This window comes from uncultured Parabacteroides sp., assembly GCF_902493135.1.
GTDB lineage: Bacteria > Bacteroidota > Bacteroidia > Bacteroidales > Tannerellaceae > Parabacteroides.
Map to the genome: position 1 here is coordinate 1 of NZ_CABUOD010000031.1, position 24975 is coordinate 24975.

Sequence of the window (24975 nt, forward strand, 5' to 3'; positions counted from 1 at the left end):
GTTATCTGTTGAATCTGTGTCATCTGCGCTCTATTTTATATTTTGACACACCTTCATGGCCTAAGCGGACGGGCGTCAAGCGGAGGGCAAAGGTGGAGCGGCAGGAGCCTGCGCTGTCTGAGCGAAGCGAGTTTCGCAGGCGACAGCGGAACCTTTGCCCGGAGTAGACCGGACGGTTCAGCCTTGATCTTTGAAGGTGTGTCAAAAAGAAAATCCTGCTTACAATAGACACAATTTAGGCACGGATTACGCGGATTACACGGAAAGATAATAAATTTATCCGTGTAAATCCGTGAAATCCGTGAAATCCGTGCCTTAAAGATCGTGATAAAGGAGTCTTGACACACCTCCACAAATCCTATAGAGGCTTGCATCCCCATCCCCCAAAAAAAGACAAGAAAACGAAAGATAATCGTCATAAAAAACTATTTACCAACAAATTACAAAACCTCTCATCTTCTCCGCATCCCCAAAATGTAGCGGGTGCCTTTTCTGTCCCTTTTTGTCCTTTTCCCTATTCCGGCACTTCAAATACGCGTTTTAAAGTTCAAAAAGCTATAGCCTGCCCAACGAAAAAGCTATAGCCTGCAAACAAAAAGGCTATACCCTTTCCGATAAAAAGCTATACCCTTTTGCTGGGCAGGTTATAGCCTTTTTTACGCGCAATTGTATTACCTTTGCATCATGGGAAAGAATAAATTAGCAAAGTTTGACGACATGGCGGGATATCCCCATGTGTTCCAATATCCGTTTGCGACCCTTCAGGAGAAAGGATTCGAACTGAAGGGGCACTGGCACGAACGGTTCTTTAAGAACGACCATCCGATCGTGCTTGAATTAGGTTGCGGAAAAGGAGAATATACGGTAGGTCTGGGAAAGCTGTTCCCAGACAAGAACTTCATAGGAGTCGATATCAAGGGCGCCCGTATGTGGACAGGCGCGAAAGAATCGCTTGAGGCAGGCATGACGAACGTTGCCTTCCTCCGGACCAGTATCGAACTGATCGCCCATTTCTTTGCCGCCGGAGAGGTGGCCGAGATCTGGCTCACCTTCCCCGACCCGCAGATGAAGAAAGTGAACAAACGCCTCACCTCCACCCGCTTCATGAAGATGTACCGCGAGATACTGGCGGGAGACGGCATCGTTCACCTGAAAACAGACAGCAACTTTATGTACACCTACACCTGCGAGATGGCAAAGGCGAACCGTTATCCTGTCTTGTTCAGCAACGACGACCTGTATCATTCCGATCTGGCGGACGACATTCTTTCTATCAAGACCTATTATGAACAGCAGTGGCTGGACCGCGGTCTGAACATCAAATACATCAAGTTTGTTTGTGAAGAGCGGGAGGAACTGGTCGAACCGGATGTGGAAATCGAATACGACCCGTATCGCAGTTTCAACCGCAGCAAACGGAGCGCGTTGGCTTCCGGCAAATAAATCATACATCATACATTATAAATCATACATCATGACACTCTATCCAAAGCTAATCATGGACGCGCTGGCAAAAGTGCGTTACCCCGGAACAGGGAAAGACCTTGTGACGATGGGCATGGTAGAAGATAACATCCGGATCGACGGCAACAAAGTCAGCTTCTCGCTCCTTTTCGAAAAACCGAACGACCCGTTCATCAAATCGGTGGTAAAAGCCGCCGAGACAGCTATCCTTACTTATGTAGGCGAGGATGTGGAAATCAAAGGCAACATCACGGTAAACGCCAAACAGACAGCCCGTCCCGAACCGGACAAGCTGCTGCCGGAGGTGAAAAACATCATCGCCGTGTCTTCCGGCAAGGGAGGTGTGGGCAAAAGTACGGTGGCGGCCAACCTGGCAGTGGCGCTGGCTTTGCAGGGCTACAAGGTCGGTTTGCTGGATGCCGATATCTTCGGCCCTTCGCAGCCTAAGATGTTCAATGTCGAAGAAGCCCGTCCCTATATGGTGGAGGTGGGAGGCCGCGAACTGATCGAACCGGCTGCCAACTACGGAGTGAAGCTGTTGTCCATCGGTTTCTTTGTCAATAAGGAAGACGCCGTCCTCTGGCGCGGCGCTATGGCAAGCAATGCCCTGAAACAGCTGATCGGCGATGCCGACTGGGGAGACCTCGATTATTTCCTGATCGACCTGCCACCGGGCACAAGCGATATCCACCTGACGATGGTGCAGACATTGGCCATCACCGGCGCCATCGTCGTCAGCACGCCGCAGGAAGTGGCGCTGGCGGATGCCCGCAAGGGGATCAGCATGTTCATGGGCGAGAAGATCAACGTGCCTGTATTGGGACTGGTCGAGAACATGTCCTGGTTCACGCCTGCCGAGCTGCCGGAAAACAAATACTATCTGTTCGGCAAAGAAGGAGGCAAACGTCTGGCGGAAGAGCTGAATATCCCGCTATTAGGACAGATCCCCATCGTACAAAGCATCTGCGAAGGCGGAGACAGCGGAACACCGGTCGCCCTCAATCCGGACAGCATCACCGGGCAGGCTTTCCAGAAGTTAGCCGAAAATGTCGTAAAACAGATCGATTACCGTAACGAGCATTTGGACCCGACAAAACGGGTGGTCGTTACTAAGAAATGAGGAGATTTATGATTTAAGATTTATGATTTATTATTGACGCATAAATCATAAATCTTAAATCATAAATCACAATTCTATACCTCCGAATACCGCCTCAGAAAAGCGACCGTCCGATGGATTTCGGGATACATGATGATGTCTTCGTCTATGAAAGGAACCTCTTTGCGATAGGCTTTCAGGAATTTCTCCAGGACAGGGGAAGTACGCGCCGGGCGGCGGAACTCGATGCCTTGCGCAGCATTCATCAGCTCGATCGCCAGGATGTGATCCAGGTTGTCCATAATCTTGAAGAGCTTCGTCGCCGCATTGGCCCCCATGCTCACATGATCCTCCTGCCCGTTGCTGGACACGATCGAGTCGCTGCTGGCGGCATAACAATACATCTTGTTCTGGCTCACCATGCTGGCGGCCGCATACTGCGGGATCATAAAGCCGGAGTTCAGTCCGGGATTGGCCACCAGGAATTCCGGCAACCCCCGAAGCCCCATGATCAGTTGCGCCACACGCCGTTCGGAGATGTTCCCCAACTCAGCCAAAGCAATCGCGAGGAAATCATAGGAGATCGCCAACGGCTGGCCGTGGAAATTGCCGCCGGAGATGATCTTGTCCTCATCGGGAAAGATCGTCGGGTTGTCCGTCACCGAATTGATCTCGGTAAGCAGTACGCCGGAGACATACCGGATCGCATCTTTCGTCGCCCCGTGTACCTGCGGGATGCAGCGGAACGAATACGGGTCCTGCACATGCTCCTTCTTCCGGCCGATCAGTTCACTGCCCTCCAAGATACGACGGAAAGCATCGCCCGTCTCGATCTGTCCGGGATGCGGGCGCATCTGCTGGATGCAATCCATAAAAGGATCGATCCGCCCGTCGAAAGCTTCGAGCGACAGAGCGGCAATCAGGTCCGCCCGCTTCGACACGGCAAAGGCACGCATCAGGGCAAACACGCCGTTGGCACTCATGAACTGCGTACCGTTCAGCAACGCCAGTCCCTCCTTGCTCATCAGGCGCACCGGCTTCCAGGCAAACTCGTCCAGGACGCTGATAGCCTCCCTCTTCTTTCCTTTATAATAGACATCCCCCACCCCGATCAGCGGAAGGAATAGATTCGCCAGGGGAGCCAGGTCGCCCGACGCACCGAGCGAACCCCGGTCATAGACGATCGGGAGCACGTCATTATTAAAGAAATCAAGGATACGCTGCACCGTTATCACCTGCACGCCGCTATGCCCCAGAGACAAGGCATGCGCTTTCAGCAACATCATCAGGCGGACAATCACCGGGCTCACCTCATCGCCCACGCTACAAGCATGGCTCTTCACCAGATTCTCCTGCAAGGTGCTGAGTTCGTCCGGAGAGATATTCTTATTGCACAAGGAACCAAAGCCTGTCGTGATGCCGTAAAGCGGCTCTTTCTGCGTCTCGATCTTACGGTCCAGATAATCGCGGCAACGCTGGATGCGTTCCTTCACTTCCGGGGTCAGTTCCAGCTTCATATTTCCGGTCAGTATCTCTTCGATACGTTCGAACGTCAGCGGTTCCGCTCCCACATAATGAACATTTCCCATAACTTTCAACTTTCAATTTTCAATTGCTCTTTCGCCCAATCGAGCAACTTCTTCTCTATCCGGATAGCTTCCGATTCGAGGTAATCCGCCTTCTCCGACATCCGCCGGACAAAGGCTTCATCCTTTATGGATACAAGATTGATGCGGACATTCAGCAACGCCCCCAGTACGCAGGTACGAGCCGCCATCATAGCCACACACGCATCGGTCACGGCATTCCGGTTCCCTTTGTGCGCCACGTAGATAATCGCCTCCATCACCGAAGCGATCTCTTCGCCCACTTCCATCGGGACCATTGCCGCCTCTTTCGTGGCATCCTGGATCACCCGGCTGCGTTCCGCCTTTTCCTCTTCCGTATCTTTCGGGAGCTTGAAGGCGGCAAACACGCGGTCGTACGCTTCGCTGTCGCGGTCTATATCGCGTATCAGGCGTTCACGGATGAGAGCCGCTTCCGTCGCGATAGTCCTCATCTGGCCTTCCACGTCGGCATATTTCTTTTTCCCGATCGTCAGGTTTGCCACCATCTCGGTAAGCGCTGTCGCAATAGCCCCGTTCAAAGCCGAGATACTTCCGCCCCCCGGAACAGGGGCGCTACCTGCCGTTTCGGCAAGGAATCCTTTAATCGTCAAATCTACAAGCATAATGTCTATTATTTAAGATTAAACATTTTGTTTCTTTATTCGGTTTACCGGTAAATGGCGATTTACCCGCTCTCTTTAATTTTCGTTCTATCATACGATATAAAGCACACCGTCTTTGATAACCGTGTCCACGATATTCATCCCTACATGATAAGGAAGGAACTTATATGAAGGAAACTTCAACAAGATCAGGTCCGCCTTCTTTCCGACATCGATGCTGCCGATCTTCTTTTCCCGCCCAAGGGCTGCGGCTCCATTGATCGTAAGGGCGGTCAAAGCCTCTTCAGGAGTCATCTTCATCTGGATGCAGGCGAGGGCGAACAACAGCGGGATCGAGCAGGAGAAACAACTTCCGGGATTCAGGTCGGAAGCCAACGCCACGGCACAACCGGCGTCTATCATCCGGCGTCCCGGAGCATACGGTTCGCCCAGTGAGAAGGCGGTAAGCGGCAACAAGGTCGCGATCGTGCCGGAACGCGCCAACCGCTCGATACCGGTATCGGACACATGCAACAGATGATCGGCACTCACGGCTTTCAGGCGGACTGCCAACTCGGCCCCGCCAAAAGGCACGATCTCGTCGGCATGGAGTTTAAGTTTAAAACGCTGGCTGCGGGCTGCCTTCAACAGGCGTTCACTTTGTTCGATCGAAAAAACGCCTTGCTCGCAAAAGACATCGCAAAAGGTCACGGAGCGTTCTGTACGGACATGCGGCAACACTTCTTCTATTACATAGTCGACATACGCATCCGTACGCCCCGCAAATTCGGGAGGAACGGCATGTGCCCCCAGGAAGGTGGAGACCACATCCAGCGGATGGTCGTCATTAAGCTCTTTCATTACGCGAAGTTGGATCAGCTCCGTGGCGAGATCGAGACCGTACCCGCTCTTTCCTTCGACGGTAGTCACACCCATGTCCATCATAGAGTCGAGACGGTCATATGCATCCCCGAACAGATCATCGTAGCTACTGCTCCGCGTCGCATTCATCGTATTGACGATCCCGCCTCCCCGTTCCATGATCGACATATAGCTGTCGCCTTTCATCCGCCAGGAGAACTCCTCTTCCCGGTAACCGCCGAAGACAAAGTGCGTATGACTATCCACGAACCCCGGCAGAAGCGCCCGCCCGCAAGCATTTACTTCCAGATACTCTTCAACATCCACTTGCCGGAGGACTTCTTCGGTCGGCCCCACATGCGTAATAATACCGTTCGATACGGCAACGGCCCCATCTTCGATCACACCGACATCGGACATGGCCTTGCCTTTCTTCGCTTCAAAACCGGAACAGGTCACCACCTGCGATGCGTTCCGTATCAATATCTTTTCATCCTCCATAGTCTATTCCATTATTCTGGCTTCCAACACCTGATCCATCGAAAAGTCTTCCAGTCCCAAATAGTAAGAAGCCGTATCGATCAACGCCTCCATCGGGACCAGCCCGATAATCTCGCTTCCGACGACCGGAACGCCGTAGCGACGCGCCTCGATGCGCACCAGCTCGAAAGCACGGTAGAGGGCGGTACGGGTATAATCGGTCATATTGATCGAAACCTGCACGATGCCGCGTTCTTTCAATTCCACTCCCATCGCCTTGCAGTAACGGAGTCCGCCACCTATGAAACGGATCTTTTTGGCAATGCTGTTCGCGATCTCCGGATTTGCCGTACCCAAATTGACGTTATAGGCCACCAACGGCATACGGGCGCCGATCGCCACGGTCCCCGCCGACGGATGCCGCTCGGCAGGCCCGAAGTCCGGTTTCCATTCCGGCAGCTTGATCTTTTCAGCCATTCCTTCAAATTCTCCTTTGCGGATAGCTGCCAGGTTCTCCCGATGCGGGGCCGAAGCCGATTTCTCATAAAGGAAGACCGGCACGCGATACAGAGCCGCCACCTTCTCGCCGACTTCCTTAGAGAGCGCAATCGCTTCATCCATCGTACACCCTTTGATCGGGATAAAAGGAACGACGTCGACCGCTCCCATCCGGGGATGCTGCCCTGAATGTTTCGTGAGGTCTATCAGTTCGACCGCCTGCCCGATGGCTTCGAGCAGTGCGTCCTTCAAGGCATCCGGTTCGCCGACTACCGTTACGACCAGTCGGTTATGATCCTCGTCATTGCTGTAATCCAACAGCTTTACACCGGCTTTGGCACGAAATTTATCCACTATCTTTTCTATTTTCGCTAAATCCCTTCCCTCACTGAAATTGGGGACACATTCCATTATTTTGCTCCAAGCACTCATACTTTGTGTTTTAAAGAGGTACGTATTATATTTTGAATCAAATCTTCTTTCGGTATGAAAGGCAGTGTGATGTGATACCGGTCGCCATAGCTTTCGTTAAAGGCGGCACTGGTCGCCAGGGCATTCGGATTCCGGGCCCATGAACGGCGGGCCACTCCTCCCATCACATCCCAGAGCATGGCCGAACGGAGGATCTCGTCCACCCGCTCACTTCCGTCCAGCACCATCCCGAAGCCGCCGTTTATCGCTTTACCGATACCGACCCCGCCGCCGTTATGAAGGGCGACAAGGCTCATCCCCCGCGCCGCATTTCCGGCAAAACATTGGACGGCCATATCGGCCATGACGTTGCTCCCGTCATAGATGTTGGACGTTTCGCGGAAAGGCGAATCCGTCCCGCTTACATCATGATGGTCGCGTCCGAGCATGATCGGCCCGACTTCTCCGTCCCGCACCATGCGGTTGAAACGGAGTGCGATCTTCAGCCGTCCTTCCGCATCCTGGTAAAGGATACGCGCCTGGGTACCCACCACAAGCCGGTTCTTCCCGGCATCGCGAATCCAGTTGTAGTTATCGCGGTCCTGCCCGCGCCGGGCAGGATCGATACAATCCATCGCTGCCCGGTCGGTCTTCGCCAGATCTTCCTGTTTCCCGCTCAGACAGACCCAACGGAAAGGCCCGTAACCATAGTCGAACAGTTCCGGCCCCATGATATCTTCGACGTAGGAGGGCCAGATAAAGCCGTCTTTCTCATCGATCCCGTTCCGGGAGATTTCCTTTACACCGGCATCGTAGATGGCTTTCATAAACGAGTTTCCGTAATCGAAAAAGTAAGTGCCGCGAGCCACCAATTTCTTGATTACCGCAAAATGCCGGTGCAGGGACCGGTCGACCAGCCAACGGAAACGGTCTATATCGTGGGAAAGGAGTTCCGTTCGTTCGGCAAAGGAAATACCCGCCGGACAGTAACCGCCTTCATAAACGGCATGGCAAGAGGTTTGATCGCTCAACAAGTCGATCCGGATCGCCTGTGATTCGGCAAATTCCAGCAAATCGACTATATTGCCATGATAAGCGACCGAAACCGGTTCTTTTGCCTGCATCGCTTCCTGCGCCCTACGGAAGGCCTCCGCTTTATCACCGGTCACATGCTGTACCCATCCCTGCGAGTAACGGGTTTCGATACGGGAACTGTCCACCTCGGCAATGATACTGGCGGCACCGGCGATAACGGCGGCTTTCGGTTGTGCGCCGCTCATCCCTCCGAGACCGGAAGAGACAAAGAGATGTCCGCGCAAGTCCCGATCCTGCGGAATGCCCAATTTCTTCCGCCCGGCATTCAATAAGGTATTGAACGTCCCGTGCACGATCCCCTGCGGACCGATATACATCCAGCCGCCGGCAGTCATCTGCCCGTAATTGGCCACTCCCATCTGGGCGGCGATATGCCAGTCCTTTTGGTTGTCGAACATGCCGACCATCATGGAATTGGTTATGATCACACGGGGTGCATCCGCCCTGGAACGGAACAGTCCCAACGGATGTCCGGACTCGATCACAAGTGTCTGCTCGCTCGTCAGTATTTCGAGGTATTGCTTGATCAGCCGGTATTGCATCCAGTTCTGGCAGACCTGTCCGGTCTCGCCATATGTAACCAGCTCATAAGGATAAAGGGCGATATCGAAACAGAGGTTGTTGTCGATCATTACCTGAAAGGCTTTTCCCTCCAGGCACCGGCCTTTATACTGATCGACAGGTTTTGCTTTCAGGTCTCCCTCCGGCCGGTAACGGTATCCGTAAATACGGCCGCGGGTCATCAACTCTTCCATAAATTCCGGAGCCAGCACTTCATGCAACTCTTCGGGAATATAACGGAGCGCATTCTTCAAGGCCGTCTCCGTCTGTGCAGGCGTAAGCGAATAGCCGCGATCAGGAGCGCGGCGGATACCGGGGACAAAAGATGGATAAACCGGCAATTGGTTGCTCAGGCGTACTTCCATAACATGACATTTTAAGGTGTTTGTTTACAATCTGTAAGTAAATAACAGAAGTAAGAGGCCTACAAGATAAGCATTCTCTTTCATCTTGCCAACCGGCACCGGTATGTTTAGAAGCACAAAAAGGGCCATTCCCCCAACGGGAACAGCCCTTTTCTATCGGATTGGAATGTATTCTTATTTACCAGCTTCGGCAGCTGCTTTCTTATTGATCTTTTTCTTCTGCAATTCGTATGCGATAGGAGTTGCCACGAACAGAGTAGAATATGTACCGACAATGATACCTAACAGGATCGCGAACGTAAAGCTGCGGATCGTCGCACCACCTAAGATGAAGATACACAATACCACTACCAATGTAGTCAAGGATGTATTGAAGGTACGAGACAAAGTGGAGTTCAACGCATCGTTGATCACCTGGTAACGGTCGCGCTTCGGATACAGGCCGATCGTCTCACGGATACGGTCGAACACAACCACGGTATCGTTGATAGAGTAACCGATGATTGTCAGGATAGCCGCGATGAAGGTCTGATCGACTTCCATAGAGAACGGCAATACCTTCCAAAGCAATGTGTAGAATGAAATAATACACAAGGTCGTGACCGCAACGGAAGCGAATGCACCGACCGAGAACGAAATGTCGCGGAAACGGAGCAGGATGTAAGCTGCCATACAGAACATGGCGAATACAACTGCGAGGAAGGCAGCATTCTTGATATCGTCTGCCATGCTCGGTCCCACTTTCTGCGAACTCTGGATATACTGTCCTGTGAACTGATCCAGCGTCGTACCTGCCGGAAGCAATGACTTGACACCTTCAAACAATTTATTTTCGATTTCCTGGTCGATAGCCGGATCGTTGTCGTCGATCTTATAGTTGGTAGAAACGCGCACCTGGTCGGGAGTACCGATCTGGATAACGCTTACGGAACCGTCCAGCTGGGCATCCAGCATATTGCGGACTTCGTCCGTCTTCACATCCTGGTCGAAGCGGATCACATAGTTACGTCCACCGGTGAAGTCGATACCGTTGTTCAAACCGATAGTAGACATGGAGATCGCACCTAACACGATGATAGCGGCCGGAATCAGATAGCCCACCTTACGGGCAGCCAGGAAGTTGATCTTCGGATTCGTCAACAGGTCTTTCGTGATAGAAGTCGTAAAGGTCACGTTCTTCAGTTTATCTTTAGCCAGCAGCGCTTCATAGACGATACGCGTCAGGAAGACAGCCGTCAGGAAGGATGCGATCAAACCGATAATCATCGTCGTGGCAAAACCACGGATAGGACCTGTACCGAAGTAGAACAATACGACACCCGTGATGATAGACGTCAAGTTGGAGTCGAAGATGGCGGAGAATGCATTTCCATACCCATCGGCAATTGCCTTGCTCAACGATTTACCGGCACGAAGCTCTTCTTTCGTACGTTCGTAGATCAACACGTTGGCATCGACGGCCATACCTAATGTCAACACCATACCGGCAATACCCGGCAATGTAAGAACGGCCTGGAATGAGGCAAGGATACCCATTGTGAAGAAGATGTTCAACACCAAAGCGCCGTCGGCTATCAGCCCCGGAATGACGCCGTAGAAAGCACACATGTAGAACATCAACAGCACCAATGCCAATGCAAACGAAATCACACCGGAATTGATAGCTTCCTGACCCAGAGACGGTCCGACAACGTCTTCCTGCACGATACTTACAGAAGCAGCCATCTTACCTGATTTCAACACGTTAGCCAAGTCCTTCGCTTCTTCCGGAGTGAAGTGGCCTGTGATCTGGGAACGTCCGCCGGTGATTTCCACCTGCACGTTCGGAGCGGAATAAACCATATCGTCGAGAACGATGGCAACCGCTTTACCGATGTTTTCTTTTGTCAGGCGAGCCCATGCCTTAGCGCCTTCCGCATTCATGGTCATGCTGACCTGCTGTTCGGAACGGCCGGCCTGCTGGACGAAGTCGGCATTAGCATCCGTGACAACATCGCCGCCCAAAGCAGGCGTACCGTCGCGGTTCGTCATCTTGATCGCATACAAGTAGAAATATTGTTCTTTGTCGTCGATAGCCTTTACGCCCCATTTCAAAGAAAGGTTACGCGGCAGGATATCTTTCACCTGCTTCATGTTCAGGTATTCGTTGATCTTGGCAATATCTTTCTTATCGGCAATACCGACAACCGGGCCGGATGCCAACTGTCCGTTATACTGGTTGATCTGCAGGACGGCAAACAACGGATGTTGCTTTGCGAATTCTTCCATGCTCTTGGCAGCCTGTGCTTCCGGCTTGTCTTCACCGATCTTGGCCAGCAAAGAATCTGCGTCGTTGGTCGTTTCGGCCGCAGCATTGTCGGCAACCACTTCTCCCGTTGCTTCCGCAGCAGCAGTTTCCGAACCGTCGGCGGCGGCATCGTCCGATTTCAGGAGTGTAGCCAACATATTATCGGCAGCAACCAGCTGCTGGTAGATTTCCGGCAAGTTGTACGTTTCCCAGAATTCGAGGTTGGCACTGCCCTGCAACAATTTACGCACACGTTCAGGTTCTTTCACGCCCGGAAGTTCAACCAGGATACGGCCGGCAGTTTCCAGACGCTGGATGTTCGGGGATACCACACCGAAACGGTCGATACGGGTACGCAAAACGTTAAATGAATTATCGATAGCGCTCTTCAGCTCTTCCTTCAACACGGCGATCACCTGTGCGTCCGAACTCTGCGGAGTGATTTTGTCTTTCAATTCGAAAGTACTGAATATGGCGGATAAACGTGCGCCATTATCCAACTTCTTATACTCGTCTGCAAAGAGATCAATAAAGTCCTTCTGACTTGTAGCCTGGTGAGCATAGGCCAAATCCAATGCTTTGTTGAAATTCTCATCCTGGTTGTTGTTTGAAAGCGAGCGGATCACATCAGCCACATTCAATTCCAGAACGACGTTCATACCGCCCTTCAAGTCAAGTCCTAAACTAATTTCCATTTCACGGCACTGCTTGAGCGTATAGCCCAGCCATACCTTCTGAGTAGATAACGAGTCCAAATAAGAACTCTCTTTTACCGGATCTCCACCTGCATACTCAGCGGCTTTACTGTTGTAATGTCTTGTCACGAACGAGAATGACAGATAAAACATACAGACAAGCGTAAGTAACACCGCAAAGACCTTTACAAATCCTTTGTTTTGCATTTGAATCTTATGTTTATGTTATTATTCGTTTTTTCACAGGGTGCAAATATAGGCTTTTTTTCTTTGTCCAACAGTAATTAGATTAATTTATTTGTCACACTCTTAGTTTATTTCAGCCACAATTATATATCTTTGCCCGTAAAAAAACATAAGTCAAGAATAACCATGAAGCAACTTTTATTATTAGCGCTATTTATCCCGACCCTGCTCTGGGCTCAGGACGATTCCAAGTATTTAGCCGGAGCCGTTCCCGTCGAGAATGGCAAAGTAGTATTCACAAAAGAGATAAACGCTCCTTCTTTTTCAAAAGATGAAGTATATGACAGGATGTTGGGCTGGGCGGACGGTTTCTTCCGTGAAGACGGCAACCGCGTTGTCTACTCCGACAAGGCGAAAGGCGACATCGCCGCAGTTGGACAAGCCAACTTAGTGTTCCAGAATACGGCCCTCTCCTTGGACCGTACGGAAATGAACTATCGCGTCACGATGGAATGCGAGAACCGGAAATGTATCATGAAAGTGGCCGGTATCCGCTACGAATATAATGTCTCTTACCAGCGCGAACCGGAAAAATACACTGCCGAAGAGTGGATCACAGATAAATATTGCCTGAACAAGGATAAAACCAAACTGAACCGGGGCAACGGCAAGTTCCGTAGAAAGACGGTCGACTTCATGGATGAGATGTTCGCCTCCGCCTCTGCCGCTTTAGGCGTGCAAGCAGCCGCCGACGTAGCTCCGGCCACTCCGGTCACGCCGGCACGGACTGTGACGCCGGCACAAGCCGTACAACCGGCAACTCCTGTTCCGGCAAAAGAAGGATATGTGGCTTTTGCCGCCGACAAAGTTCCGTCTACCTTATTACAGATGTTGCCGGAAAGCGATATGCAGGTCGCATCCGCCGGCAAACCGGACACCAAAGAGACATCCGCCGAATGGAAAGGCACGGGCAATATGTTCGGCAAATCGATCGCCTCGATCGCCATCAGCCAAGACAGCCCTGTCTATAAAGAAATAGGTAACAACGGCACCTACAGCCTGTCTTTCTTCAAGAAAGGCGAAAGCGGGGAAGCCTGGCTGATCATCGACTGCCGCAAGCAGGGCGAAACGGCGGAAGGCCGGCAGATGACCGTTATCGGTGAAATCGTAAATGTATGGATGAAATAGCCAGGATGATGAAAAAGTTGTTTTTCCTTCTATTAATCATGCTCCCTGCGCTGGCAATGGCACAGGGGCATAAAGGCGAAGTCGACGAGTGCGCCCCGATGAAAAACGGGAAGGTATGCTATCACGACACCGTCCATGTGAACGATATGAGCCAGGATCAGATATTCGAAGTCATCAACCGATGGGCGAAGAAAAGCTATGCGAAGGATGTATTCCTGTCGAATGTCAACTCCAAGAAGTCCAAAGGGACTATCAATGTTGCATCCAAAGTCGAGATGCTGCTGGACGATACGGACAAGACGATCATCAAATACAAGATGAAGATCAGCTGCCACGACAACAGTTACTCGGCAGAAGTAAGCAACATCGTTTATCAATACGATCCTGAGAACAACAAGAAGTTCAAGACCTATCCGGCAGAAAGCGTGATCGCCGGCAATGGCAACAGCAATACGGTCGCATTGATCAAGGACCCGAAGCTGTTCTGCAATGCCACGTTCTTCTTCGTCGAGAACCTGTTCGCCGATATCCTGGATGCAGTGAACGAGGCGGAACTATAGCATGAAGGGTCGGTTCCATAAGCATGGGACAAAAGTTTCACCCGCATGAAACAAAAGTTCCATAGGCATGAAACAAAAGTTCCCCTATAGAGAAACTACGGTTTCCTTACAGGGGAACTTTTCATATATTATAAGGTAGGAGCCGGATCATCCTTTCCTTTCTCGTCCGGCTTGATGATGTTCTTGACGGTTTCGCCGATCGGCAGCTTATCCAATACGCCGAGGCTCGGAGCGACCGTCTTCACGAGTTGGTTCAGGAAGTTGCCGGTAGCGCCGTTTCCGCCATCGAATACCGTAATATTGCCGAGGTTGATACGTTCGAACGCCTTAACCTGTTCGCCTGCGATCTCTTTCCACTGGTCGACCATCTTGTACTGGATCGCAATCGCCGGATTCGATTCGGCAGCTTCGACCATCGCCCGGAAACCGTCGGCTTCGGCCAGCAACGACTTCTTCTTACCGTCAGCCTCGGCTTCCAGTTTCATGCGGATGGCAGAGGCTTCGGCTTCGGCCTGCGCCAGCAAGGCTTTTGCACGTGCTTCGGCCTCACGGATGGTCTTTTCGGCAACGGCATCGGCCTGCAGGATGGCTTCCTGCTTTGCCACTTCGGCGGGGACGATCTTTTGAGCTTTCAGGGCCGATTCGACTTTTCTGGCTTTAGCCTCTTCCACCTCCTTCTGGGCTATCTCGCGTGCGGCCTGCACAGAGGCTTCCGAACGGGCGGCGGCTTCACCGGCTTTCTTATCGGCATCCGCCTGCGTCACGGCAAGTTCGGAATTAGAAAGCGCGATATCCTTGCCGGCTTCATTTCGTCCGATAGCGGCTTTCTTCTCCGCATCGGCCTTCTTGATTTCCATGTCGGAGTTCAGTTCGGCAATACGGCTTTCCTTTTCCGTATTGGCTTTCTCTATATTGATATTCTTCTCGGCTTCCGCTTTTGCCACCTGCGATTCCTTTTCGGCATTGGCGATGGCAACCTGGGAGATACGGTCCTTATCGGCATTGGCCACCGAGATTTCCTGCTGCTTCTTGGTTTCGGCAATGGCGATATCCTGGTCCTTGCGGGTTTCGGCGACCTTTGTCTCACGTTCCTTGATCTGGTTGGCAATCTTGATGGCTCCCAACTTTTCCTGTTCTTCGATGTTGGCCTGTGCCTCGTTCAAGGCCTTGCTTTCCGCTTCTTTACCGAGGTTGACGATATAGTTGGCGGCATCACGAATATCACTGATATTGATATTCATCAGATAAAGACCGAACTTGCGGAGTTCCGTATCGATATTCTCGCGTACCTTGGACAGGAATTTATCACGGTCGGAGTTCAACTCCTCGATCGTCATGTCGGCAATCACCAGACGCATCTGCCCATAGACGACATCCGTAATCAGGTTTTGTTTGTCTTCCGACTGCAACCCCAGCAAACGTTCGGCTGCGTTCTGCATCACTTCGGGATCCGTACTGATGGCGACCGTAATGGTTGTCGGCACGTCCACACGGATATTCTGGGCAGACAAAGCGCCGGTCAACTTGCAATCGATCTGCAAAGGTTTCATGGAGAGGAATTCGTACCCTTGAATGATCGGCCATACGAAAGCAGCGCCGCCATGATAAAGTTTGGCAGACTTATCCCCTGAAGTCTTACCATACACAACCAACACCTCATCACTCTTACATTTCCGGTAGCGCGAAAGGATGCCGATAAACGAAACAATGACCACTACAACCAGTATAGCGACCATGATTAACATCTCCTGTGTCATAATTTTAAATAGATTTGTTATTTACTGAATATACATAATTCCCGATTCTACCTTGACAATCGCAACCCTGTCGCCGGTCTGGTATTTCCGGCCCTCAAGCGAGCGGACATCCATCTCACGCAAGGCGCCGTTGACGGCAATCTGCACGATATAGCGATCTCCGTCATGCGTATAGATCGTGCACTCACGCCCCAACAAAGCTTCCGGCTTCTCCGGCTTATTCTCCTTCTGCAATTGCCAGGCTTTCTTATACAGATACCAGAGAACCAGCACAAAGACAAGTCCTACCAGAATACCGGTCACATAAGACGGGATATCCGTCCCCTGTGTGATATACATGTACCAACCCATACCGATACAGAAATGCGTCAGCCCCTTAAAAGAAAGAACACTGCCGATATCGGTATCCATATCGACATCCGTATCGATGTCACCAAAAAAGATGGAAACAACAAACTGGATCAGAAAGATCGCCGTAGCAACAACGGCCACTGTAAGAAAGATTGTGCTTGTCATGATCGACTGAATTTAATTAGGCTGGTAAGATATGAAAAAAATCAAGAATCGACAATACCTGCCACAACTTTCATTATTGAATAAATTATATCATTAATCAGGATAAAAACTATATTCATTGTCATTTGTCCATTTTCAACTGCAAATAGCACCACAGCGGATAGTGGTCGGAGTAGCGCACCTTGTCGACCGTGCAGTTGATCGGTTTCATGTTGTCGGAATGCAGGATGTTGTCGATCCGGAACCAGAAGAAGTTTTCATTATAAGTGACCCCGACACCACGGCCGGAAGCGGCATAGGCATCCTTCAGCGGCCCTTGGATCGTACGATGGGCATAGGAAATCGGCGTATCGTTGAAGTCACCGCAAACCAATATATAATCGGTATCGATCTTTTTAATTTCCTCGGCGACAGCTCTCGCCTGGCGGGCACGTATCCGGAAGGCCGGCCCCAACTTCTGTTCGATGGAACTTCTCAAACCGTCGAGGGTCTCGGAATTCAGGTTCTTGATAAAGGCGGAATAATGGCTCCGGTCCTCCATCGTCAGCTTGAAAGACTCCAGGTGGTTATTGATCAAGGTCAGTTTCTTTCCGTTTATATCCAGTTCATGGATGGACGAGCCGTTAAAAGAACTCCCATACTTGATCTTACGGGATTTGGAGATCGGATATTTGGAAAACACGGCGATATTGAATTTGAGCGTACCGGAAGTACCGACCGGAATAACGGAGCGATACCGGTACATCTTCAACGCATCGGCGATCTTCTGATTCGTTAAAAAGTTCTTGGAAGTACCGACCGCATATTCCTGCAGACATACGATATCCGCGCCGGAATTCGCAATATAACGCAGGATCGGATTCGGAGAATCTTCCGTATGACCTTTATAACCGAATCCCATGACATTATAAGTCAAAACTTTCAACACGTTCTCTTTCGGAATATCGCCCACCCTGTCGTGGAAAGGGAAATAGCGGCTTACAGGTCCCCTGCAAAGCAGGAACGAACATAACCCGATCAAGACGAACCGCCATTCCCTAAGGAACAACCAATAAATAATAAAACAGAGGTTCAAAACGCAGAACACAGGAAATCCCAACCCAAGATAAGAGAAGAATACACTCCTATCCGGCGAAATCCGGTCCGAAAAGGCAGAAGCAATGAATAGCAGGATGACTACCACATTGGCAGTACCGACTACAGATTTAAACAGAATCCTGATCGCTTTAAACCGTTCGCTCATTTTTTGCTGGCATCAAATAGTTTTTTCTTTTCTTCTGCCGAAAGGCTTTCGTAACCGGAACGTTTCAATTTGTCCAATATTGCATCCAGATCGGCTGTTTCCCGTTGTTTGCGGGCATTATATTCATAATCGGTCTCCGGGCGTTTATAGGTCACACGCATCTTGGGTTTCCGTTTTCCCAGATTCGCCACCCGGTCGAGCAGGCGGTTCATCGGAGCCGTCAAGTCTTTGCCTTCCTTGATCCGGGCGGCGAACCAGATACCGAACAACGCTCCGCCGATATGGGCGATATGACCGCCGGCATTCGTCGATGTAATGGCCAGCAAGTCGATCACAAATGTAAACAGGGCCAGGTAAATCAACTTGATCCTTCCGATCAGGAACAGGCCGATCTCCAAATCTTTCCGGTAGAAAGAGACGGCAAACACAATGGCCATGACCGAAGCCGACGCTCCCATCAAATAGCTATAGGCGGCAACGGTACGGAAATAAGGGAATATGTTGTACGCCACCAGGAACAGGACCGCTCCGGCAATGCCTCCTAACAGATACAAACCGCCTAATTGCCGCTCACTGAAGAAAGTAAGGAACAAACCGCCGAACCAGTACAACCACAGCATGTTAAACAGAATATGCAGGAAGTCGAAATGCGTGAACATATAAGTGATGATCGTCCACGGCCGGTACAGCAGCAATTCGGGAGACGAAGGCATCTGCAGATACTGCAAAAACGGGAAACCGCTCAGGTTGAACAGCATCAGAATCACACTTGCCAACCGTATGATAACAAACAGCCCGACATTGATATAGATCAGTTTCGCCAGGATGTTACCGGAATTGAAAGTCCGTTTGAGATTAGTAAAAATATCGCCCATTGCCTATATCTTTCTTTTTCCAATACCGTACCAGGAAATAACCGAAAAGCATACCGCCCAAGTGTGCAAAATGCGCCACGGAATCGCCGCCGTTGTTAGCGACACCCATAAATAATTCGGCCAATCCGTAAAAAATCACGAAGTACTTGGCTTTGATAGGAATCGGGATGAACATCAGATAAAGCGGTACATTCGGGAACAGCATGGCAAACGCCAGCAAAATACCGAATACGGAACCTGAAGCGCCGATCGTAATCAGATAGTTCAACGAAGGATCTCCCGCCACCAACTGCGCCAAAGTCACCCCGTTCGCACTTGCAAAAGAATGGACGGAATACAGCCAAACCAACTCCTGCGTGATACCTGCACCGATCCCCGTCACCATATAAAAGATAAGGAAGCGTTTCGGCCCCCAGACATTCTCCAGCACGCGCCCGAACATATACACGCCGAACATATTGAAGAACACGTGTGCGAACGAATGGGTGTCATGCATGAACATATAGGTGACGAACTGGAACGGATAGAAATCCTTCACACCCGGAAAATGCAGTCCGAATAACTGGACTAAATCAATCCCGACTTTAGGTAAAACAAGGCTCGCTACCCAAAACAACAGGTTGATAATGATAAGGTTTTTCGTAACCATCGGGATACTGCTCAGGAATCCCGAACTATTTTGATTCATCATATATTTATCAATTTAAGGACAAAGGTATATATATTTTGGTAGTTTTCTGAAAAAACAGCACTAAAACATAGTAAATCAATAAAAAAAACTCTTTTTTTCTTTGCGATATATTAAAATAGAATTACATTTGACACCGACTTTTTAGGCTATCACAAAAATTGTTTAATATATTAATTATCAAACCATCATGAACAAAACAGAATTTATCAATGCTGTAGCCGAAAAATCCGGTTTAAGCAAAGTTGATGCAAAGAAAGCTGTAGAAGCTTTTGTTGAAACAGTATCCAGCGAATTAAAAGAAGGCGGCAAAGTTGCCCTTTTAGGTTTTGGTTCTTTCTCTGTTGCTGAAAAATCTGCACGCAAAGGCGTTAACCCGAAGACTAAACAACCAATCGAAATTCCGGCACGTAAATCAGTTAAATTTAAAGCTGGCGCCGAATTGACAGAAATTATCAAGTAAATTAGTCTTACACTCTTATAATAAAAAAGGCATCCCGTAAATGAGGTGCCTTTTTTATTGCATACCGGCCACTTTATCAAATCATAGTTATGTCTTCCCTTACTCATACCGATCCTATGGTTTTTACAAAATAAACCCGTACCTTTGCGGCAAAATAAATCCGAACATATACTAAACGAATATGCTTATCGAACAACAGATTACCGGTGCGATCATTGCCGGCATAAAAGAACTGTATGGCGCCGATGTGGCCGCCAACCAGGTACAACTGCAAAAGACAAAGAAAGAGTTCAAAGGACATCTGACTCTGGTAGTTTTCCCCTTCCTCCGCATGTCGAAGAAATCACCGGAACAGACAGCCCGGGAAATTGGCGAATACCTGCTCCGGCACGAACCGGCAGTAGCCGAATTCAATGTAATCAAAGGATTCCTCAACCTGACCGTCGCCTGTGCCTGCTGGATCGATTTATTAAACGGAATCAACGGACAACCATCATACGGGATCATTCCTGTAACGGAACAATCCCCGCTGGTCATGATCGAATATTCTTCCCCCAACACCAACAAACCGCTCCACCTCGGTCACGTGCGCAACAACCTGTTGGGCTACAGCCTGTCCGAGATCATGAAAGCGAACGGTAATAAAGTGGTAAAGACGAACATCGTAAACGACCGCGGTATCCATATCTGCAAGTCCATGCTCGCCTGGCAGAAATGGGGCAACGGCGTGACTCCCGAAACGGCCGGCAAGAAAGGCGACCACCTGATCGGCGACTTCTACGTTCTTTTCAGCAACAAGCTGAAAGAAGAGACTGCCGCCCTCGAAGCGAAAGGCATGACGAAAGAGGAGGCCGAAGCCGCTTCTCCCCTGATGGCCGAAGCACGCGAAATGCTTCGCAAATGGGAAGCGGGCGACAAGGAAGTACGCGCTCTCTGGGAAATGATGAACAGCTGGGTGTACGCCGGATTCGACGAGACCTACAAAATGATGGGCGTAGACTTCGACAAGATCTATTACGAATCACAGACCTACCTGGAAGGCAAGGGCAAAGTGCTGGAAGGACTCGACAAAGGCATCTTCTACCGCCGTGAAGACGGTTCCGTATGGGCAGACCTGACCAAAGACGGCCTGGATGAAAAACTGTTGCTCCGTGCCGACGGTACCTCCGTCTACATGACACAGGATATCGGAACTGCCAAATTGCGTTTCGACGACTATCCGATCAACAAAATGATCTATGTGGTGGGAAACGAACAGAACTACCATTTCCAGGTATTGTCCATCCTGTTGGATAAATTGGGTTTCGAGTTCGGCAAAGGCCTCGTACATTTCTCTTACGGCATGGTCGAACTGCCGGAAGGCAAGATGAAAAGCCGCGAAGGAACGGTTGTCGATGCCGACGACCTGATGGAAGAGATGGTGGGTACAGCCCGCGAAATCTCGCAGGAGCTGGGCAAAGTGGACGAAATGACACCGGAAGAAGCCGAAGCCATCGCACGTATGGTCGGCCTCGGTTCCCTGAAATACTTCATCCTGAAAGTGGACCCGCGCAAGAACATGACCTTCAACCCGAAGGAATCGATCGACTTCAACGGTAATACCGGTCCGTTCATCCAATACACATACGCCCGCATCCGTTCCGTTTTACGTAAAGCCGCCGAACAGGGCATCGTCTTACCCGGACAACTGCCGACAACGACTACGATCTCCGAGAAGGAAGAAAACCTGATCCAGATGATAGCCGACTATGCTTCTGTCGTTCGCGAAGCAGGAAAGGAATACAGTCCCGCCCTCATCGCCAACTACACGTACGACCTGGTCAAGGAATACAACCAGTTCTACCACGATTTCTCTATCCTCCGCGAAGAAAACGAGGAAGTGAAGATATTCCGCCTTGTCCTCTCCGCCAACGTAGCCAAAATCGTTAAATCGGCCATGTCGTTACTGGGGATAGAGGTTCCGGAAAGAATGTAATAAGCGATCATGAACATAAATCAACAAACATACGATGCCCTCCTTCGGTTTCAGCGCAATGAAATCACGGAGAGCATTGTTTATACGAAACTGGCGGCAATCGAGAAAGATCCGGGTAACCGGAACGTGCTGCTCCGTATTTCAGCCGATGAAAAAGGACATTACGGAATCTTGAAGAAATATACCGGACGGGAGGTCGCCCCTTATACGTGGAGAGTCCTGAAATATTACCTCCTGGCCCGCATATTAGGCATCACTTTTGCCATCAAGCTAATGGAAGGCAGCGAGGAAGGTGCAAAAAACGGATATGCCGCCTATCAGGACTATCCGGATCTACTCCAGATTGCCAAAGACGAAGACGAGCATGAAGAAAAACTCATTGCCCTGATTAACGAGGAAAGACTTGAATATATGGGTTCCGTAGTGTTAGGACTGAATGACGCCTTAGTGGAATTCACCGGTGCGCTGGCAGGTTTCACGCTGGCCCTTAGCGATTCGAAACTGATCGCTTTGACCGGCAGCATCACAGGGATTGCGGCAGCACTTTCAATGGCTTCATCAGAATATCTATCCACAAAATCCGAAGGCGGCGGAGAAGGGAAACATCCAGTAAAAGCATCTATCTACACGGGGATAGCTTATATTTTCACCGTCATCGCGCTGGTAGCTCCCTTTATCTTCATCAGCAACGTATTGGCGGCATTAGGCATTATGTTGCTTTCCGCCCTATTGATTATCGCCTTGTTCAACTACTACTATTCCGTAGCCAGAAGCGAAAGTTTCCGCAAGCGGTTCACTGAAATGGCAGTTTTGAGTTTCAGCGTTGCCACTTTAAGTTTCCTGATCGGCTATGCGCTGAAAGAGTTTACGGGGATAGATGTATAAGGTATCAAGGGTCCCTGCCCCATAGAATATAGGTTATAGGCTAAAAAAATACAACCTATAGCCTGTCCGCAAAAAGGCTATAACCTATTCGCAAAAAGCCTATAGCCTAACAGGAAAAAGGTAGGCATCTATTCGGCAACCGGTGCCCGTCTTTTGAAGAAACGACAGGCACCGTTTTTTTTAATACTGCTGATTCGATGGGCAGTAACAACTCCCGGCAAATGATGAACTGATCTATCCCCAGGAACGATCGGCCCGACTTTTATCAGGCTTTCTTTTTGCGCGTTGTCTTCTTTGCTGCCGGTTTTTCTCCTGCCTCGGCTATGATCTTCTTGCAATCTTCCAACGTCAAGGCAGTCGGATCGGTTACCGTCTTCGGAATACGATAGTTCGCTTTCTGATAAGAAATATAAGGGCCGAAACGACCTTTCAGTATTTCCATCTCCGGATCTTCTTCGAACTTCTTGATAAAACGCTGTTCGTCTTTTTCCCTTTTACCATCGATCAGGGCGATTGCTTCCTCAGCCGTGATCGTCAGCGGATTCAAATCTTTCGGGATAGAGACAAATTTACCGTCATGACGGATAAACGGCCCGAAACGGCCGACAGCAGCCACCATCACCTTGCCTTCATATTCGCCGACCGTACGGGGAAGGTCGAAGAGTTTCAGAGCCTCTTCCAATGTGATCGTATCGATGGACTGGCCTTTCATCAGAGAGGCGAACTGAGGTTTCGGCGCCTCTTTGTTGTCGGCATGGGCAACTCCGATCTGAACGACAGGCCCATAACGGCCGATCTTTACAAATACCGGATTGCCGCTCTTCGGATCGATGCCGAGTTCGCGCTCCCCTACCTTATGTTCGGTCTTAACGGCAGCCGTGGCCTCGACGATCGGATGGAAAATCTTATAGAATTTATCGATAGCCTTCGTCCAGACCAGTTCGCCTTCGGCAACCGAGTCGAATTCCTTTTCAACGCTGGCCGTAAAGTTGTAGTCCAGCACATCCGGAAAATACTCCATCAGGAAGTCGTTTACCACCGTACCGATATCGGTCGGCATCAGTTTATTGCGGTCGGCCCCGACGATCTCGGTCTTCTCCGTCTCCTTGATCTTTCCCTTGGACAGCGAAACAACCGTATAAGTACGTTCCGCCCCCTCCTTATCTCCTTTCACCACATATTCGCGGTTCTGGATCGTCTGGATAGTCGGTGCATAGGTAGACGGACGTCCGATCCCCAGTTCTTCCAGGCGCCGAACCAGACTGGCTTCCGTATAGCGCGGAGGACGCTGCGTGAAACGTTCCGTTGCCACGATATCTTTCAACGCCAATGCCTCATGAAGCTTTACCGGAGGAAGCAGGCCGTTTTCCTGTTCTTTCTCCACATCGTCGTCATTGCTTTCCATGTAGACCTGGAGGAAACCTTCGAAACTGATCACTTCGCCGACAGCGACAAAACGTTCCGTCTGTCCGCTGATACCGACCGAAATAGTCGTGCGTTCCAATTCGGCATCCGCCATCTGGCAAGCGATCGTACGTTTACGGATCAGTTCATACAATTTCTTTTCCTGCGGAGAGCTTCCTGCCTCCACATTGCTGATATAAGTCGGACGAATCGCTTCGTGCGCTTCCTGCGCCCCCTTACTCTTGGTATGGTATTGGCGGAACTTATAATATTTCTCACCGTATGTTTCGAAAATAGCTTCTTTTGCCGTACCTAACGCCAGGTCACTCAGGTTCACGGAGTCGGTACGCATATAAGTAATCAACCCGGATTCATATAAACGCTGTGCGATCATCATCGTCTGCGACACGGAGTATCCTAACTTACGAGCCGCTTCCTGCTGCAAAGTGGAAGTCGTAAAAGGAGGTGCCGGCGATTTTTTTACCGGTTTCGTCGTGATATCGTCAATCGTAAACGAAGCATTCTTACAGGATTCCAAAAAGGCTTCCACCTCTTTCTTGTCTTTCAAGCGGCGGTTCAGCTCGGCCTTCAACACCGTTGTCCCGTCCGGCAGGATAAAATTGGCAATCACACGGAAAGCCGCTTCGCTTACAAATTCATTGATCTCCCGCTCCCGTTCCACAATCAGACGCACAGCGACCGACTGCACACGCCCGGCCGATAAAGCCGGTTTTACCTTACGCCACAAAATCGGCGAAAGTTCGAACCCCACGATACGGTCCAGCACACGGCGTGCCTGTTGGGCGTTCACCAGGTTAATATTGATATCGCGCGGAGTTTCAATTGCATGCAGAATGGCATTCTTGGTAATTTCATGAAAGACGATACGTTTGGTATTTTCAGGTTTCAGACCCAGCACTTCATACAAGTGCCAGGATATGGCTTCTCCCTCACGGTCCTCATCGGAAGCGAGCCATACCTGTCCGGCCGACTTGGCTTCGGACTTCAGTTCGCTGACCAACTTCTTCTTGTCGGCCGGTATCACGTACTGCGGAGCATAATCATGTTCGATGTCAATACTAAACTCTTTCGTCTTCAGATCGCGGATATGACCATAGCTCGACATAACCTTATAATCTTTTCCGAGGAACTTTTCAATGGTTTTTGCCTTAGCGGGTGACTCCACTATTACCAGATTCTTTTGCATAAT

The 24975-nt window shown here is 50.2% G+C and carries 19 protein-coding genes; 7 read left to right on the forward strand and 12 right to left on the reverse strand.

The genetic code is table 11. The annotated features are described in order from the left end of the window. Nucleotides 1-684: 684 nt before the first annotated feature. Together trmB and RDN79_RS13505 are read left to right on the forward strand one after the other, a co-directional pair. The gene (gene trmB / locus RDN79_RS13500; protein WP_298550674.1) at nt 685-1443 is read left to right on the forward strand and encodes a tRNA (guanosine(46)-N7)-methyltransferase TrmB; all 759 of its coding nucleotides are present in this window, start codon (nt 685-687) and stop codon (nt 1441-1443) included. Between the two features lie 31 nt (nt 1444-1474). After that, entirely contained in the window at nt 1475-2584 is a 1110-nt protein-coding gene (locus tag RDN79_RS13505) for an Mrp/NBP35 family ATP-binding protein (RefSeq protein ID WP_298550676.1), read from the forward strand. A gap of 74 nt (nt 2585-2658) precedes the next feature. Here the strand turns inward: RDN79_RS13505 and hutH are convergent, their stop codons facing one another. From hutH to secDF, 6 genes are all read right to left on the reverse strand, one after another. Continuing rightward, on the reverse strand, nt 2659-4152 hold the full coding sequence (hutH, locus tag RDN79_RS13510; RefSeq protein ID WP_298550678.1) for a histidine ammonia-lyase: 1494 nt from the start codon (nt 4150-4152) through the stop codon (nt 2659-2661). Nucleotides 4153-4157: 5 nt separating this feature from the next. Then, entirely contained in the window at nt 4158-4793 is a 636-nt protein-coding gene (locus tag RDN79_RS13515) for a cyclodeaminase/cyclohydrolase family protein (protein WP_298550680.1), read from the reverse strand. 90 nt (nt 4794-4883) lie between these two features. Continuing rightward, nucleotides 4884-6134 (reverse strand): imidazolonepropionase, encoded by a 1251-nt coding sequence (gene hutI / locus RDN79_RS13520; RefSeq protein ID WP_298550682.1) that lies wholly within the window; start codon nt 6132-6134, stop codon nt 4884-4886. Between the two features lie 3 nt (nt 6135-6137). Beyond that, the gene (ftcD, locus tag RDN79_RS13525; RefSeq protein ID WP_298550684.1) at nt 6138-7043 is read right to left on the reverse strand and encodes a glutamate formimidoyltransferase; all 906 of its coding nucleotides are present in this window, start codon (nt 7041-7043) and stop codon (nt 6138-6140) included. Then, nucleotides 7040-9043, reverse strand: a complete 2004-nt coding sequence (locus RDN79_RS13530; RefSeq protein WP_298550685.1) for a urocanate hydratase — start codon at nt 9041-9043, stop codon at nt 7040-7042. The genes ftcD and RDN79_RS13530 overlap by 4 nt, the downstream gene beginning before the upstream one ends. 174 nt (nt 9044-9217) lie before the next feature. After that, nucleotides 9218-12232: a protein translocase subunit SecDF gene (secDF, locus tag RDN79_RS13535; RefSeq protein WP_298550687.1), complete on the reverse strand. Its 3015-nt coding sequence runs from the start codon at nt 12230-12232 to the stop codon at nt 9218-9220. Between the two features lie 165 nt (nt 12233-12397). Here secDF and RDN79_RS13540 point away from each other — a divergent pair, with 165 nt between their 5' ends. Together RDN79_RS13540 and RDN79_RS13545 are read left to right on the forward strand one after the other, a co-directional pair. Then, on the forward strand, nt 12398-13399 hold the full coding sequence (locus RDN79_RS13540) for a DUF4468 domain-containing protein (protein ID WP_298550689.1): 1002 nt from the start codon (nt 12398-12400) through the stop codon (nt 13397-13399). An 8-nt stretch (nt 13400-13407) separates the two neighbouring features. Beyond that, on the forward strand, nt 13408-13959 hold the full coding sequence (locus RDN79_RS13545) for a DUF4468 domain-containing protein (protein ID WP_308573240.1): 552 nt from the start codon (nt 13408-13410) through the stop codon (nt 13957-13959). Between the two features lie 128 nt (nt 13960-14087). On the opposite strand, the gene RDN79_RS13550 is transcribed toward RDN79_RS13545, so the two are convergent. The 5 genes from RDN79_RS13550 to RDN79_RS13570 form a co-directional block, all read right to left on the reverse strand. Beyond that, nucleotides 14088-15716: a flotillin family protein gene (locus RDN79_RS13550; RefSeq protein ID WP_298550692.1), complete on the reverse strand. Its 1629-nt coding sequence runs from the start codon at nt 15714-15716 to the stop codon at nt 14088-14090. Nucleotides 15717-15737: 21 nt separating this feature from the next. Beyond that, nucleotides 15738-16232, reverse strand: coding sequence for a hypothetical protein (locus RDN79_RS13555; RefSeq protein ID WP_298550694.1), 495 nt, complete (start codon nt 16230-16232; stop codon nt 15738-15740). Nucleotides 16233-16353: 121 nt separating this feature from the next. After that, nucleotides 16354-17475 (reverse strand): endonuclease/exonuclease/phosphatase family protein, encoded by a 1122-nt coding sequence (locus RDN79_RS13560; RefSeq protein ID WP_298550696.1) that lies wholly within the window; start codon nt 17473-17475, stop codon nt 16354-16356. Then, nucleotides 17472-18350 (reverse strand): rhomboid family intramembrane serine protease, encoded by an 879-nt coding sequence (locus RDN79_RS13565; RefSeq protein ID WP_298550698.1) that lies wholly within the window; start codon nt 18348-18350, stop codon nt 17472-17474. The genes RDN79_RS13560 and RDN79_RS13565 overlap by 4 nt, the downstream gene beginning before the upstream one ends. Next, on the reverse strand, nt 18331-19041 hold the full coding sequence (locus RDN79_RS13570; RefSeq protein WP_298550700.1) for a rhomboid family intramembrane serine protease: 711 nt from the start codon (nt 19039-19041) through the stop codon (nt 18331-18333). Before RDN79_RS13570 ends, RDN79_RS13565 begins: the two co-directional genes overlap by 20 nt. Nucleotides 19042-19228: 187 nt before the next feature. On the opposite strand from RDN79_RS13570, the gene RDN79_RS13575 reads away from it, so the two are divergent. The 3 genes from RDN79_RS13575 (at nt 19229) to RDN79_RS13585 (ending at nt 22361) form a co-directional block, all read left to right on the forward strand. Further along, nucleotides 19229-19501, forward strand: a complete 273-nt coding sequence (locus RDN79_RS13575; protein WP_005637478.1) for an HU family DNA-binding protein — start codon at nt 19229-19231, stop codon at nt 19499-19501. Between the two features lie 181 nt (nt 19502-19682). Then, entirely contained in the window at nt 19683-21476 is a 1794-nt protein-coding gene (gene argS / locus RDN79_RS13580) for an arginine--tRNA ligase (protein ID WP_298550703.1), read from the forward strand. Between the two features lie 9 nt (nt 21477-21485). Beyond that, nucleotides 21486-22361, forward strand: coding sequence for a VIT1/CCC1 transporter family protein (locus RDN79_RS13585; RefSeq protein ID WP_298550705.1), 876 nt, complete (start codon nt 21486-21488; stop codon nt 22359-22361). Nucleotides 22362-22626: 265 nt separating this feature from the next. Here the strand turns inward: RDN79_RS13585 and topA are convergent, their stop codons facing one another. Then, nucleotides 22627-24972, reverse strand: coding sequence for a type I DNA topoisomerase (topA, locus tag RDN79_RS13590; protein ID WP_298550707.1), 2346 nt, complete (start codon nt 24970-24972; stop codon nt 22627-22629). Nucleotides 24973-24975 lie beyond the last annotated feature (3 nt).

Coding starts and splice junctions, on each gene's coding strand:
- RDN79_RS13570 (WP_298550700.1), bottom strand. CDS start 19,041: ATGATGAATCAAAATAGTTCGGGATTCCTGAGCAGTATCCCGATGGTT.
- RDN79_RS13530 (WP_298550685.1), bottom strand. CDS start 9,043: ATGGAAGTACGCCTGAGCAACCAATTGCCGGTTTATCCATCTTTTGTC.
- RDN79_RS13515 (WP_298550680.1), bottom strand. CDS start 4,793: ATGCTTGTAGATTTGACGATTAAAGGATTCCTTGCCGAAACGGCAGGT.
- argS (WP_298550703.1), top strand. CDS start 19,683: ATGCTTATCGAACAACAGATTACCGGTGCGATCATTGCCGGCATAAAA.
- RDN79_RS13550 (WP_298550692.1), bottom strand. CDS start 15,716: ATGACACAGGAGATGTTAATCATGGTCGCTATACTGGTTGTAGTGGTC.
- RDN79_RS13545 (WP_308573240.1), top strand. CDS start 13,408: ATGAAAAAGTTGTTTTTCCTTCTATTAATCATGCTCCCTGCGCTGGCA.
- hutH (WP_298550678.1), bottom strand. CDS start 4,152: ATGGGAAATGTTCATTATGTGGGAGCGGAACCGCTGACGTTCGAACGT.
- RDN79_RS13560 (WP_298550696.1), bottom strand. CDS start 17,475: ATGAGCGAACGGTTTAAAGCGATCAGGATTCTGTTTAAATCTGTAGTC.
- RDN79_RS13575 (WP_005637478.1), top strand. CDS start 19,229: ATGAACAAAACAGAATTTATCAATGCTGTAGCCGAAAAATCCGGTTTA.
- trmB (WP_298550674.1), top strand. CDS start 685: ATGGGAAAGAATAAATTAGCAAAGTTTGACGACATGGCGGGATATCCC.
- secDF (WP_298550687.1), bottom strand. CDS start 12,232: ATGCAAAACAAAGGATTTGTAAAGGTCTTTGCGGTGTTACTTACGCTT.
- RDN79_RS13565 (WP_298550698.1), bottom strand. CDS start 18,350: ATGGGCGATATTTTTACTAATCTCAAACGGACTTTCAATTCCGGTAAC.
- topA (WP_298550707.1), bottom strand. CDS start 24,972: ATGCAAAAGAATCTGGTAATAGTGGAGTCACCCGCTAAGGCAAAAACC.
- hutI (WP_298550682.1), bottom strand. CDS start 6,134: ATGGAGGATGAAAAGATATTGATACGGAACGCATCGCAGGTGGTGACC.
- RDN79_RS13555 (WP_298550694.1), bottom strand. CDS start 16,232: ATGACAAGCACAATCTTTCTTACAGTGGCCGTTGTTGCTACGGCGATC.
- RDN79_RS13585 (WP_298550705.1), top strand. CDS start 21,486: ATGAACATAAATCAACAAACATACGATGCCCTCCTTCGGTTTCAGCGC.
- RDN79_RS13505 (WP_298550676.1), top strand. CDS start 1,475: ATGACACTCTATCCAAAGCTAATCATGGACGCGCTGGCAAAAGTGCGT.
- RDN79_RS13540 (WP_298550689.1), top strand. CDS start 12,398: ATGAAGCAACTTTTATTATTAGCGCTATTTATCCCGACCCTGCTCTGG.
- ftcD (WP_298550684.1), bottom strand. CDS start 7,043: ATGAGTGCTTGGAGCAAAATAATGGAATGTGTCCCCAATTTCAGTGAG.